Annotated in this window: 12 protein-coding genes and 1 pseudogene; 5 read left to right on the forward strand and 8 right to left on the reverse strand. The window is 66.2% G+C overall.

Translation table 11 applies throughout. The features are described 5' to 3' along the window. Positions 1–97 precede the first annotated feature (97 nt). Together BUC15_RS20685 and BUC15_RS20690 are read left to right on the forward strand one after the other, a co-directional pair. Positions 98–475, forward strand: a pseudogene (locus BUC15_RS20685) (DNA cytosine methyltransferase); the annotation flags it as partial. A 46-nt stretch (positions 476–521) separates the two neighbouring features. Beyond that, the gene (locus BUC15_RS20690; RefSeq protein ID WP_226997256.1) at positions 522–1,022 is read left to right on the forward strand and encodes a hypothetical protein; all 501 of its coding nucleotides are present in this window, start codon (positions 522–524) and stop codon (positions 1,020–1,022) included. Between the two features lie 406 nt (positions 1,023–1,428). Here BUC15_RS20690 and BUC15_RS03325 read toward each other — a convergent pair whose 3' ends face one another. The 3 genes from BUC15_RS03325 to BUC15_RS03335 form a co-directional block, all read right to left on the reverse strand. Continuing rightward, entirely contained in the window at positions 1,429–2,379 is a 951-nt protein-coding gene (locus BUC15_RS03325) for a CPBP family intramembrane glutamic endopeptidase (protein WP_073186130.1), read from the reverse strand. A gap of 74 nt (positions 2,380–2,453) precedes the next feature. Beyond that, positions 2,454–3,155, reverse strand: coding sequence for a metal-dependent transcriptional regulator (locus BUC15_RS03330; protein ID WP_139280077.1), 702 nt, complete (start codon positions 3,153–3,155; stop codon positions 2,454–2,456). Between the two features lie 10 nt (positions 3,156–3,165). Continuing rightward, entirely contained in the window at positions 3,166–4,419 is a 1,254-nt protein-coding gene (locus BUC15_RS03335) for a sodium:proton exchanger (RefSeq protein WP_073186132.1), read from the reverse strand. A 344-nt stretch (positions 4,420–4,763) separates the two neighbouring features. Here BUC15_RS03335 and BUC15_RS03340 point away from each other — a divergent pair, with 344 nt between their 5' ends. Further along, on the forward strand, positions 4,764–5,072 hold the full coding sequence (locus BUC15_RS03340) for a TFIIB-type zinc ribbon-containing protein (RefSeq protein WP_073186152.1): 309 nt from the start codon (positions 4,764–4,766) through the stop codon (positions 5,070–5,072). 209 nt (positions 5,073–5,281) lie between these two features. Here the strand turns inward: BUC15_RS03340 and BUC15_RS03345 are convergent, their stop codons facing one another. The 5 genes from BUC15_RS03345 to BUC15_RS03370 form a co-directional block, all read right to left on the reverse strand. Beyond that, on the reverse strand, positions 5,282–6,019 hold the full coding sequence (locus BUC15_RS03345) for a phosphotransferase family protein (protein ID WP_175558234.1): 738 nt from the start codon (positions 6,017–6,019) through the stop codon (positions 5,282–5,284). Positions 6,020–6,632: 613 nt separating this feature from the next. Continuing rightward, positions 6,633–7,112 (reverse strand): hypothetical protein, encoded by a 480-nt coding sequence (locus tag BUC15_RS03355; protein ID WP_026926298.1) that lies wholly within the window; start codon positions 7,110–7,112, stop codon positions 6,633–6,635. A 71-nt stretch (positions 7,113–7,183) separates the two neighbouring features. Next, the gene (locus BUC15_RS03360) at positions 7,184–8,698 is read right to left on the reverse strand and encodes a multicopper oxidase family protein (protein ID WP_232548353.1); all 1,515 of its coding nucleotides are present in this window, start codon (positions 8,696–8,698) and stop codon (positions 7,184–7,186) included. A gap of 3 nt (positions 8,699–8,701) precedes the next feature. Next, on the reverse strand, positions 8,702–9,439 hold the full coding sequence (locus BUC15_RS03365; protein ID WP_073186135.1) for a M23 family metallopeptidase: 738 nt from the start codon (positions 9,437–9,439) through the stop codon (positions 8,702–8,704). 61 nt (positions 9,440–9,500) lie between these two features. Beyond that, positions 9,501–9,791: an ArsR/SmtB family transcription factor gene (locus BUC15_RS03370; protein ID WP_026926296.1), complete on the reverse strand. Its 291-nt coding sequence runs from the start codon at positions 9,789–9,791 to the stop codon at positions 9,501–9,503. Positions 9,792–9,889: 98 nt separating this feature from the next. On the opposite strand from BUC15_RS03370, the gene BUC15_RS03375 reads away from it, so the two are divergent. Both BUC15_RS03375 and BUC15_RS03380 read left to right on the forward strand, forming a co-directional pair. After that, complete coding sequence (locus BUC15_RS03375) at positions 9,890–11,974, forward strand: heavy metal translocating P-type ATPase (protein ID WP_073186136.1); 2,085 nt, start codon at positions 9,890–9,892, stop codon at positions 11,972–11,974. Continuing rightward, entirely contained in the window at positions 11,971–12,600 is a 630-nt protein-coding gene (locus tag BUC15_RS03380) for a methyltransferase family protein (protein ID WP_245787874.1), read from the forward strand. Before BUC15_RS03375 ends, BUC15_RS03380 begins: the two co-directional genes overlap by 4 nt. The last annotated feature ends 21 nt before the right edge of the window (positions 12,601–12,621 follow it).

Here is a 12,621-nt window from a genome sequence, read left to right on the forward strand (position 1 = left end):
GTCAGCACGACGTAGTGGTGCACCTGACAGGTGACCAGCCCGGCGACACGACTCACGCGAGTTCTGGCCGGGGATCATCCCGTCAGCCGGAGCATTCATGCACGACACACCGACCGATCCCGCGAGTCCGCTGAGGATCGGTTCGCTCTTCTCGGGATACGGCGGCCTCGACCTCGCTGTCGAACATGTCTTCGGCGGAGAGACCGTCTGGTTCTCTGAGATCAATGAGCCCGTGGCCAGGGTCTTCGCCCACCACTGGCCCGACGCCCCGAATCTGGGCGACATCACAAGGATCAGCTGGTCGCAGGTCGAGCCCGTTGACATTCTGATCGGCGGCTTCCCCTGCCAAGACGTGTCCACCGTCGGCAAGCGCGCCGGTCTCGCACCCGGAACCCGCTCAGGTCTATGGGCGCACATGGGCACAGCCATCGAAGTGCTGCAACCCCAATGGGTCGTCATCGAAAACGTCCGCGGTCTGCTCTCGTCCCCAGCCATCCGACCGATCACCGAAGGAGACGACAATGCCCCGCGCAACCCCTGCGCAGCAACCCCCGACGATACAGCCCTTCGCGCTCTGGAGCCCGACCCGTGGCATCTGGGAGACAGCGCAACTCGACCTCTACGAGCAGCCGGCGCCGTACTCGGCGATTTGGCCGACCTGCGGATGGATGCACGATGGGTCGGTCTACCTGCTTCCCTTGTCGGCGCTCCTCACCCCCGGTTCCGCATCTTCCTCCTGGCCCAGCGTCAAGACGCTGTTCCGAACCCCGCTCGCGTCGGACTCGCTTCGAGGTGGAGAGACCCTGGACAAGGTGAAGGCGAGACGGGGCACGATCGCACTCTCGCACCAGATCATCGACCTCGCGCTCCACGGACCGGATGGCTCGCTCAGCAGGCACAGCGACTCGGCGACGTTGTGGTCGCTGACCGAGGACATCTTCACCGCTGGGGACGCTATGCCCACGCCGTGGCTCGTTGGGAGCACATCACCGGACGAGTCGCACCAGCGCCCGCACTCCTGAGGAACGAGAATGGCCCGCGTCCAGCACCGGAGTTCGTGGAGTGGCTCATGGGACTCCCTACCGCCTGGCTCTCCGATCCACGACATGGCCTTCCGCCGAACCAGCAACTGATGGCGCTTGGCAATGGGGTCCTGCCTCTACAAGCGGCGATCGCACTGACTGCCGTGTCAGCGTTCTCGCCGCTTGGGTAGCGGAGGCTACGCGACCGCCGGCCGCGATCACTCCGCTGGGTGAGCGGCGGGGGTGTCCCCGATGCGGTGATCCTGCGTTCGTAGGTCGGCCAGGCAGCGAGCAGTAGGAGCCCGTTGGCGCTCGGCGTGCTGGGGTCCGCGGTGTGGGTGGTGATTGAGAGGTGTGGGGTAGCGCGCTTTGTTGCCTGTTTGGGAGTCGTTGACAGGGGTTGGGCCTATGACGCGTCCGCGTTATCCATCCTCGTGGGTAGCCGGTGTAGTCGTATGACGAGTGTCGCCGCCGTGGCGAAGGCGGCGAAGATGGTGATGTTTGTGAGGGCGTCGGTCCATGAGATCGCCTGCGTTGCCCGGAGTTGCGCGATGCTGGAGGTCATTGCGGCGATGGAGTAGGCGCCGACATTGTTGATGATGTGAGCCGCGATGCCTGCTTCGAGACCGCCGGTGAGGATCACGAGGGTCGAGGCGAGCAGCCCGAAAGCGAGTCTGTCTACGAACAGTGCGGCGTTCTGGACGCCATGGAGTGAGGCAAACACGAGTGACGATGCGGCGGCCCCGATCCAGGGGTTGGCGGTGAGTCTGGTCATCGACTGTAGTAGGTAGCCGCGGAAGAGGTACTCTTCGGCTGCGGCCTGCCACGGGGTGACGATTGCCACGACGACAAGGAAGCTCCACCACTGCGGCTGCGGCGCGAACTGGAAGGGCTGGCTTTGGAGGTAGCCGACCAGCAAGCTCCCGCCAAGGATGAGGATGGTCGCTATCCCGAGACATATCCCGAGATAGCCGCGGCGCAGACGTTGTTCCACCGAGGAGAGTTGTCCAAGCGGGGCACGGTGGAGTCGGGTCATCAGGAGCCAGCAGCACAGGAGCAGCCCGGCGATGGCGATGCCGTTCGCCGCGAGTCCGGTGGGTATCTGGTAGCTGGCGGCATAACTCTGAAAGTCGGTGAAAGGCACGTCGGGTGCTGTCACGTAGTGGGAGACGGCGGTGATCGCCAGCGAGATCCATGGCGTGAGAGTGAAGTAGAACGCGAACGCGATGAGGATGCCGAGCAGCGCTGCGGGTCGTCCTGCTTGGCAGCTGAGCTGCTCAGCGTAGGTGACCGGCGGCGCGGGCGAGGTCTTGTCCGTCCTGCTGTCTGGGTCCGGCTGATTGCTGGGATAAGCCATGTGCAGTGCTCTCTGTGTGCTCCCGTGAGCCCCGGCTGAGCGCTGTCCATGCCGAGGCCCTTCATTGGCGGAACCTAGGCGGGACCAGGGGTGTGTGCTTCTGGGTCTGTTCGGGGGCTGACGCGTACTGCAATGGCGGCCGGGAGGCCGAGGTCGATCGTAGTGTCGTCGACGGTGACCCGGACGGCCGCAGCCGCGGGGCTGACGTCGGTGACGGTAAGTCTGGTACCGACCGAGATTCCGTGTCCGGTGAGGTAGCGGAGGATGTCGGGCGAGCGATCCGAGACGCGCAGCACTTGCACGGAGGTGCCGGGTTCGGCCTCGTTGAGAGCTTGGCTGTGATCGGGCGGGATCCGTCCGTCAGGGTCGGGGATCGGGGCTCCGTGGGGGTCGTGGGTGGGGTGCCCGAGTGCGGCGTCCATGCGGTCCAGTACGAGGTCGGAAACGGCGTGCTCCAGGTGGTTCGCCTCGTCGTGGACCTGGTCCCAGGACAGCTCTAGATGCTCGACGAGATAGGTCTCCACGATTCGGTGTCGTCGAACGATGTCTATCGCGATTGCGCGCCCGTCGTCGGTCAACTCGATTGGGCCGTAAGGCTCGTAGGAGATGAGTCCGTCGCGGGCGAGTCGTTTTAGGTTGGCCGAGACGGTCGAGGGAGTCACGCCGAGTTGGGCGGCTAGGTCTGTTGTAGAGGGCTCCCCGCCAGGCCATTCGTGGGCTTTCCAGATCAGCGTTACATAGTCCTCGACCATGCGGGTGGCAGGAGAGCGCTTCATCGGGGTCATCCTAGGCGTGGGTGTCCATAACGGTCTTCGGCTCGTCTTGATCGACTGCGGGCTGCTCGTGGAAGGGCGCGACGAGTGTGGGGAGGATGCTGTGTCGATGAGCGACGAGGAAGCCGATGGTGAGGGCGAGGTGGATGGCGCTCAGCACGTACCGTCCGGTGGTGTCAGTGATGAGGAACTGGACGCCGAAGAGCGCGGCGAGCCCGATCGCGGACCACCAGTGGAACCGCAGCGCGAGGATGATTGCCACCCCGAGCAGCGTCTGGGTGGCCGTCAAGGTGAACTCCTCGACTTGGCGGCTGTCTAGAGCCAGCGAACTGGGTCCACCGCCCAGGAAGTGCGCCACGGGCAGTGAGCCGACCAGCAGGCTCCACTGGTTGACCTTGGATGCGATCAGCGTGCCGATGGCAGCCACACCTTTGCCGCGGGCGGCGAACATCACCGCGATGATGAACTCCGGGGCCTCCGAGGCTAGCGGGGCGAGCCACTGAACCAGAAAGTAGCTGTCGATGCCGAGCGCCGAGCCTGAGGCGACTAGTGCATCGGCGAACGGTTCGGCTGAGATCAGGATCACCGCCCCGGAGACGAGGAACATCGCCACGACGAGAATGCGCCTCGGTCGGGCGTCAAGCCCGGCAATCAGCGCTGCCGCGCCTACGAACTCCTCCTGGTCAGCGTCGTAGGTCTGCGCGGCTCGCCATAGATGGAGGCCGAACACGACGATGAGACCGACCCCGAACCACAGCGGGATGCTCCCGATGAGCGGGATCACGAACGCGACGAGCCCGAGGATAGCGAGGAAGCCGACGTCTCGTCGGCTGGCAACAGGCAGCTCCAGCGCATTGGGGGTGGGTGCATCGTCCCGGCGTGCCTGGCGGCGCGCGACGACGAGTGCGACGACCACGACGAGGGGCCAGCCGAAGCCGAGTAGCAGCCGGTTCGAGCCGGTCATGTTCGCGGCCGCGAAGTGGAGGTAGGACGGATCGGAACCGGAGCGGTAGGCGTAGTACAGGTCTACGGCATACTCCGGGAGAACTGCGATCAGTGCCAGCAAGGCAATGGCGAGGGCGCCCGAGATGTCCTTCTGGGCGGCTTCGGCGGCCCAGGCGAGAAGGAACGCTGCTGCCACCACAGCCGCGCCGAAGACGACTACCTCAGCCACTGCTGAGAACTCAACTCCCAACACACGGATGGCGACGGCTGGGCCTGCAACGAGTAGACACAGCAGGACGCGGCGGATCAGGGCAGCAGGCATTGGGCACTCCAGGTCAAGGCCGTGGCCGAAGGTCTCGTTCGCCTCGCAAAATGAGGTGCTACGCCGGGCGGATCAGGATGACCGCCAGCATGTCGACGCACCGCGTCCGAACCGAGGGCCTGGACGGAACTACTCCCCTTCGAGTTCCACCCTCTCCGACGGCTCCCTGGTGTGTCTATGCACAACTTGGTGTTGGAGGAGTCACACAACTCTCCCGTCTTGTTCCGTGGCGTTTGTGCAAGCCAGACGCCGGTTTCGTCTTCATCCAGACCCCGCGTTCCACATTCCGTCCCGGCCTCGATGAGCTGGCCGATGATTTGGCTCGGGTCGTCATGATTGGTGGCATGACCTATCCGAACCACCCGCGTCCATACGATCCCTATCCGGGGCAGGAACCCCCGCGGGCGGCGATTGTGTGCCCGAAGTGTCACGGCGCGATGCGAACTTATGAGCGCAACGGAATCCAGCTGGAGCAGTGCGGAAGTTGTCGAGGGCTCTTCCTCGACTTCGGTGAACTTGAGCACCTCACGCAGATGGAGGGCCGGTTCGTCAGCCAGGCACCGCCACCGCCCGGCTATGGCCCCGCTTGGGGCAAGCACGGTGATCGTCGGTATCGCAAAGGCGGCCTGGCGGGGTTGTTCTTTTCCAGCTAGTCTCGCGGACCTGCGTTCATCGACTGGTGGCGACGCGGGCGGTGCTCGCCAACCACGAGGACAGCCTCGGTCGCGGGCCGTCCGGCCCGCTCGCCGTTGTGGCTTGTGCGGATGCACCCGGGCGTCGGAGTGAGGCGGGTCGCTGACGCTGACTCGGATGTCGGCGTGGCACGGTGAACCGCCGGCACCTGTGGTTTCTGCTGGGGCTGTCAACTGTCCTGCATCCGGCGGCACGCCTGTAGCAGTGCGCGGGTCGTGGCTGGGGACTCGCCGGAGCGGAGAGAGCGAGCGGCCGCGATCAGGGTCGCGGCGCGAGCCGGTGGGTCGAGGTCGGTCCAGGGGTCGCCGGCTGGCGGCACGGCGGGACCGCCAGCGGCTCGATAGGCATTGAGGAGGATCGTCCAGGGCTCGTCAGGGAGCAACCCTGCCGCCCAGAACGCGGCTGGGCGCGCAAGGTCCCAGGCCGGGTCGCCGACGCCCGTGTCGTCGGGGTCGAGCAGGTACCAGTCGCCCGCCGGCGAGGGGCGGCCCAGTTGACCCAGGTGGAGGTCGCCGTGGATCATCGCGGTGCGTTGTGGCCGGCGTAGCCGGCTGGCAAGGTTCTCGCCGAGTTCGACCAGCCAGATCAGGTCGTCGTAGGGACGGCGGCGCAGATAGTCAATCGCCCGGCCAAGCCGGGCAAGCACGCCCGCCTGCGGGAATGACGACCCAGCGGGACGGGTGCGATGCAGCTCAGCAAGCAGGGTTCCCAACTGCGTCCACGGTGGCCGGTGGTCGGGAGCCAGCACGGCTACTCGTGGCCAGATCGTGGTGAGTTGTCCGTCGGGCGCGAGTATCGGAATGCCGTGCAGTGGCTGAACCCAGAAGCGGCTTGCTCCGGGTTGGGTGATGACCTGCAGCCGGCGTCGTAGGAGTGCTGTATCGGCCCCAAAGGGGTGTATCTTCACGACAACTCCGGCGCAGGCGTAGAGCCGTGCGCGCGCCCGATCGGGCTGCGGTCGGCGCTGGCCCTGGTGGGCCAACTCAGAGACGACAGTGTGCGAGGCCGCTTCACCGCCATGGTCACTCGCCACTGTTCGCACGAAGTCGGCTATCCCTCTCGGGATCACTGCCTGGATCTCGCTCACCTGGAGTGAACTGCCGAGATCGTTGAATGTGCCGGCGTCGGTACCGGACGGGTCAACTGGAGTCCGAGGTAGACCCACAGAGCGATGAATGCGACCCCGATGAGGAGCATCACGATCGTCCTGGTCCTCAGCCTGATGGGGGCTCGCGGCGCCGCTCGGGCGTCACCAGCGCTTGGGTGAGTCGATTGATCCTTGCTCATGTCAGTCTCCTGATGACTGCGTAGCGATGGTGACGGCTCCCGCGATTTGCAGCGGACGGTGAACTGCGGAGCGGGCCGAAGGACACCATCGAGTCCGTCGTGTGCGAACCTGGGTTGCCCGCTGAGTTCGCCATCGGGATGGCTCGTTCGTCACGCCCACGGCGTCGGAGGCATGAACCGCGTGCGGAAGCGGTGCCGCGATCCGGCTGGGCGCGGCGAACGAAGAGGGCTAGTCAGCAGAACGAAACTGGTGGCCCGCGACGTTGCGATGGCTGATAGTGCTCGAAAGAGTGGAAAGGCCGCGGGGTGGCGGCCGCAAGTACAGGCTTGGCCACGACTGGCCTGGTGAATGACGGCGTCGGGAACCTTCGGTGCAGCCAGTCGCGCGCCGACCGCAGGGTGCGGCGTACCCATAGTCCTGCGCCCAGCGCCAGCAGCACGCCGACGATGCCGGCGGCCAGGGTTGAGGTCGAGACCAGCACCCACAGCCGTACCGTGGTGTCGAAGTTGCTGCCGGGGAGATAGCTGTGTTCGGGGCAGCTTCGAGCCTGTGCGAACAGGTCCAGGTGGACGCCCACGGAGGCGAGCAGCGGAAGCTGCGGGGAACAGGTCTTGTCGCTCACGTCCAGACTGCCGGCCGCGCTAGCCAGGCCGATCCCGCCCAGCACCGTCATCAGCGCAGCGCTCCAGAGGCTGTGGTGACGGTTCCTCATCAGCGCTCCTCGTCCGGACACGCCCAGTGTAGTTGGGCGACACGGCCTGGCGGAGGCAATCGGCGAGCGGGTCAGCGGCCCTTGTAGCGCATGGTGAGCATCATGCCGGCTTTGGTGTGGTACTCGTTTTGGCAGTGGAGTGCCCATGTTCCCGGGTTGGTGGCATCCAGGTGCACGGCGGTGGTGCTGGATGGGGGAACCAGGAGGGTGTCTTTCCTCAGTCCGTTGTCCAGCGCGAAGGTGTGGCCATGCAGGTGCACCGGGTGTGCGCGTGTGGTGGTGTTGACGACCTCGAGCAGGAGGCGGTCGTTGTCGACCACTTCAAGGGGTTGATTCTGGCCGAAGGGCGCACCGTTGATGACCCACCGGTAGGGGTTGGCCTGCCCGCCCAGCTCGATGGTCGCGCGCGCATCGATCGGCCGGGTCGGGAGCAACGACGACTCCTCCGGGTACAGGTCGAGCCCCTGAGTGAGTTGGCCTGTGAACTCGGCCAGCTGGACCGGTGGTTCCGGTGGGCTCCCGGACCCGGTGCGTACCAGCGCGAGGCCGTGGCCGGGCTTGTTCCATGGCTTGGCCACGAGAGGGAAGACGCCGTCACCGAGGGTGACCAGGAGGTCGTATCGTTCGCCCATGCCGAGATAGAGCGCGGAGGTGGTGTGCGGCTTGACCGGGTGGCCGTCGGTGTGGGTGACGGTCAGGCGATGTCCGCCGAGGGCGAGGGCGAAGATCGTGTCCGAGGCGGCGTTGATCACGCGGAGCCGGACACGGTCGCCGGGGCGGCCCTGGTGGGTTACGGGCGCTGTCGGTACTGCTCCATTGATCAGGTAGAGCGGATAGGGGATGTCGCCAGCGTCGCCGAAGAACGGCTCGTTGCGGGAGGACAGCTGAACGGCCTGGGTGCCGGTGGTCGAGGGGCGGCGGGCGTTCAGGCGCCGGAACATGTCCTCAGGGGTTTGACCGTCGACGACCAGCCAGTCATCCAGGACTACGGTCCATTCGGCGTCGTAACGGCCCGGCTCTACGGGATCATCAACGATCAGTGGCCCGTAGAGGCCGCGGTCCAGTTGGACTCCGACGTGCGAGTGGAAGAAGTAAGTGCCGGGCTGGGGTGCGGTGAACTCGTAGAGATGCTGTTGCCCTGGCTGGATCGGGTTCTGCGTGAGTCCCGGGACGCCATCGACGTCGTTCGGAATGGGCATTCCGTGCCAGTGGATCGTGGTGGGGCTGGGGAGTTGGTTGTCCAGGTTGAGGCGCAGCAGATCGCCCGGGTTGGCTCGAAGGTCGATCCCGGGAAGGGTGTCGTTGTAGGCCCAGGCCTCGGCCAACGTGCCGCCGAGGTCGATGATCGAAGGCGCTGCCCGCAGCGTCTTCTGGACGATGGGTTGATCGGTGAGCGATCCACGTGGCCACCGCGAGCCACCGGGAATCGCAGGGTCGCTCGCCGCGGGTACGCATCCGGTGAGAAGCCAGCTGCCGGCGAGTGCGAATCCACCGCCCAGCAGTGCTCGACGTGAGGTTCCGGTGTCGCGGGGTGGTTGGATGCCGGCACTGGTGGTCGGAGAAGTCCGAGCTTGGGAGATGGCCACCGCTCAGTCCTTCACGAGGTAGGGCACAGGGTCGGCACCCTTGCCGTTCTCGTAGAGGGCTAGGTGGAGGTGGCAGGCGGTGGACAGCCCGGTGGTTCCGACGTAGCCGATCACGTCGCCCTTGGTGACACTCTGGCCTGCGCTGACGGCGTACTTGCTCATGTGGAGGTAGGAGGTCTCGACGTTCTTGCCCTTGATACGACCGTGGTCGATCCGGACGTTGTTGCCGGCGCTGCGGCTGAAGTTGGCCCTGGTCACGGTTCCGGACTGAGTGGCGTAGATGGGGTTCCCGCACGCGCCTCCGATATCCGCGCCGTTGTGCAGGCGCATGGAGCCGAGGATGGGGTGCTTGCGCATCCCGAATCCCGAGGCCACGCCACCCTTGGTGGGCCAGGTGAACCTGCTGAGGTCCTTCAACCGGGTGAGTTCTGCCTCGATGTCGGAGGCGACTTTGCGCTCGCGTTTCTCGTGTTTGGCGAGGAGAGACTGGAACCGCACCTGGTCGACCTGAGCGGCGGTTGCCTGGAGTTGTTTGCTGCGGTTCTCCAGCAGGTCCTCGAAGGTGGGCGCCCGCTCAGCGGCGACGGCTGCCGCCGAGGCGGGGGGCAACGGCGCATCAGCGGCATGAGCCGTGTGTCCCTGGTCCAGCGACCCGCTGGCGCCGATGAGGACGGCAGCTGCCAGAGCGATAATCCTTGCCGTTCCCGGCAATCGCTTCGCGCGAACCTCGCTGGCAGCCACCCCGTCCCCTCTCGACGGCGGTAAGACTAGCCTAAGAGTTTCTCAGATTCCATTCAGGGTTCTAGTCGTGACTGGCATGGTTCAGGATCTGTTCGACCATCGCTCGAACGTGGTCGTCCTGCAGGCGATAGAGGACGTTGCGTCCCTGCCGGTCGCCGGCGGCGAGGTTTAGGTGGCGCAGGATGCGCAGGTGGTTGGAGACCGAGGCTTGCGACATCGCCAGTTCTGTGACGAGCTCACTGACGGTGGCCGGGGAGTCCAACAGGCGAGCGAGGATCAGGACGCGCGCCGGCGTCGCCAGGCCGCCCATCACCTCCGCGATGCGCTCGGCTTCGCTGGCATTCAACCTCATGAACCACCACCCCTCTTCCGGAACGCGGCCTGGATTGATCCAACCAGATTCCGAGCGATCTGTGGCAATGCATCATTACATCATGATATATATAGATCATGAGTGCTGCGCATGAAGATCACGAAGACGACTCCCACGGACAGGGCAGGTGGGAGCTGTACTTCGCTATCGCCTCCGGCGTGACCTACATCGCGGGGCTGATCGCTGAGTTCGGCTTTGGTGCCCCGGAACCGCTGGTGCTGGGCCTGTATCTTGCGACCTACTTCTGTGGGGGCTTCTTCACCGTGCGGGGGGCGTGGGGCTCGATCCGCCGGGGCCGGTTCGAAGTGGACTTCCTGATGATCGTGGCCGCCGCCGGTGCAGCAGCGGTCGGCAGGCTCTCCGAGGGTGCCGTGCTGTTGTTCCTGTTCAGCCTCGGACACGCCCTGGAGGAGTACGCGATGGCCCGCGCGACTCGCTCGATCAAGGCGCTGGGCGAGCTCGCACCCCGCACGGCCACGCTCCGCGTCGGCCCGGACGAGCTTGTTGAGCGTCCGGTGGAAGAGCTTCAGGTGGGCGATGTCGCGGTCGTGCGACCGAACTCGCGGGTACCTGCGGATGGTTTCGTCAGCGTCGGCAGCACGGCGATCGACCAGTCCGCGGTGACCGGGGAGTCGATCCCGGTGGAGAAGGCTGCAGTGCCCGACGTCGCCAAGGCCCTGGCCAATCCCGACGCGATCTCCAGTGGCTCGCGGGTCTTCGCCGGGACGGTGAACGGCCCCGGCGCGTTCGACATGGTGGTGACCGCAGCGGCCGCCGACACCACATTGGCGCGGGTGGTGAAGCTCGTCACCGAGGCTGACACAGCCCAATCGCCCACCCAGCGGTTCATCAACCGGTTCCAGCGGTTCTATGTGCCCGCGGTCATCCTGGCCGTGGTCGTGGTGTTGGCGGTCGGGATGATCTGGTCTGCCGAGCCGTTCGGTGACAGCTTCTACCGGGCGATGCTGGTCCTGGTCGCGGCCAGCCCCTGCGCCTTGGCGATCGCAACCCCAGCAGCTGTGCTGGCGGGGATCGCTCGTGCTGGCCGCGCCGGCGTCCTGGTCAAGGGCGGTGCCCCGCTGGAGACTCTCGGCAAGGTCGACGCCATGGCCTTCGACAAGACCGGCACCCTCACCTGGGGACACCCCACGGTAACCGACACCATCCCAGCACCAGGCGTCCTCGTCGATGAACTCAATGCGATCGCCCTGGCTACCGAGACGTTGAGCGACCACCCGTTGGCGACTGCCATCGTCCGCGATCTCACCGAACTGGTCGGAGCGAACGCGCGCCGCGTGGCGACCGACCTCGAGGCCGTCACGGGCCGTGGCATCCGCGCGACGGTGGATGGTGAGATCGTCCTGGTGGGCAGCGTCCGGATGATGGCCGAGGCCGATCACGAGCTGCCGGTCGAGGTCAAGGCCTCGGTCGATCAACTCCAGGCCGAGGGCCGCACCACCATGGTGGTCACCCATGGCGCCCGCGTGCTCGGCGTGATCGGTGTGATGGACGCGCCCAAAGCCGAAGCCCGCCAGACGCTCGACGTCCTGCGCGAGTCCGGCATCGGGGAACTGGTCCTTATCTCGGGGGACAACCAGGCGGTCGCCGACGCCGTGGGCCGCTCGGTCGGGATCGACCGGGCCATGGGTGAGTTGTTGCCCGAGGACAAGGTGGTCGCGATCCGCAACCTCACCGAAGGTGGTCGCACCACGGCGATGGTGGGCGACGGTGTGAACGATGCCCCCGCGATGGCCAGCGCGAGCCTGGGCATCGCGATGGGCGCTGCCGGGTCGGCGGTCGCCCTGGAGACCGCCGACATCGCTCTGATGGCCGACGACCTCGGACGGGTACCGTTCATGGTGCGACTCGGTCGAGCAACCTCCCGGCTCATCCGGCAGAACCTCATCGCAGCCCTCGCCATCGTCGCGTTCCTCGTGCCGGCCAGCCTGCTCGGGCTAGCGATGGGTCCGATCGTGTTCATCCACGAAGGCTCGACCATCCTCGTCGTCCTCAACGCCCTGCGACTGCTGCGGTTCGACCACAACCGCGACCACCACGGCATCACCCACGAAGACCGTCCGGCCGGACGTGCAGGATCGGCTGCTCCACGGCAGGAACTCGCCGGCCGCACCCAGACCGAGTTGGACGGGCGAGTGGAGTGACGGCCCTGAACGGCTGGATCGCGCTGGCCTTGTACCTGATCGGTCTCGGTCTGGCGTTCGGCTTTCGAGCGGTGGTTCACCTGCGCCGCAACGGAGATACGGGGTTCCGACTCAAAGCAGGTGCGGCGGGCTCCGCCCAATGGTGGGGGAAGCTGCTGTTCGCGGTCGCGCTACTGCTCGGACTGGCAGGCCCGGTGACGCAGATCGTCGGCATCGGACGCCTGACCATCCCCGGCGGCACGATCGTGGAAGGGATCGGGCTGGTCCTTGCACTGCTCGGGATGAGGACGTTGCTGCGGGCGCAGCGGGAGATGGGCGCTTCCTGGCGGGTTGGCGTCGACCCGGAGGAGCACACCGAGATGGTGACCGATGGGACCTTCGCGATGGTGCGCAACCCGGTGTTCTCCGGGATGGCTGTGTCAAGCGTCGGGTTGTTCCTGCTGGCCCCGACGATCGCCTCGTTGACGGCGACGGTCGTGCTGCTCGCCGCCATCCAGGTGCAAGTCCGGGCGGTCGAGGAGCCCTACCTGCGCGCCGCCCACGGCGACGCCTACCGCGACTACGCCGCTAGGGTCGGCAGGTTCGTCCCAAGAATGGGGCGAACCTTTCGCCAGCCCCCTCGGTAGCCGGAATCGGCCGGGTCGAGG

This window comes from Tessaracoccus bendigoensis DSM 12906 (assembly GCF_900141915.1).
Lineage (GTDB): Bacteria > Actinomycetota > Actinomycetes > Propionibacteriales > Propionibacteriaceae > Arachnia > Arachnia bendigoensis.

What these genes read in the sequence shown, in the direction of transcription:
- BUC15_RS03335 (WP_073186132.1), bottom strand. Translation starts at nt 4,419, where the DNA reads ATGCCTGCTGCCCTGATCCGCCGCGTCCTGCTGTGTCTACTCGTTGCA.
- BUC15_RS03325 (WP_073186130.1), bottom strand. Translation starts at nt 2,379, where the DNA reads ATGGCTTATCCCAGCAATCAGCCGGACCCAGACAGCAGGACGGACAAG.
- BUC15_RS03355 (WP_026926298.1), bottom strand. Translation starts at nt 7,112, where the DNA reads ATGAGGAACCGTCACCACAGCCTCTGGAGCGCTGCGCTGATGACGGTG.
- BUC15_RS03370 (WP_026926296.1), bottom strand. Translation starts at nt 9,791, where the DNA reads ATGAGGTTGAATGCCAGCGAAGCCGAGCGCATCGCGGAGGTGATGGGC.
- BUC15_RS03330 (WP_139280077.1), bottom strand. Translation starts at nt 3,155, where the DNA reads ATGAAGCGCTCTCCTGCCACCCGCATGGTCGAGGACTATGTAACGCTG.
- BUC15_RS20690 (WP_226997256.1), top strand. Translation starts at nt 522, where the DNA reads ATGCCCCGCGCAACCCCTGCGCAGCAACCCCCGACGATACAGCCCTTC.
- BUC15_RS03340 (WP_073186152.1), top strand. Translation starts at nt 4,764, where the DNA reads ATGACCTATCCGAACCACCCGCGTCCATACGATCCCTATCCGGGGCAG.
- BUC15_RS03375 (WP_073186136.1), top strand. Translation starts at nt 9,890, where the DNA reads ATGAGTGCTGCGCATGAAGATCACGAAGACGACTCCCACGGACAGGGC.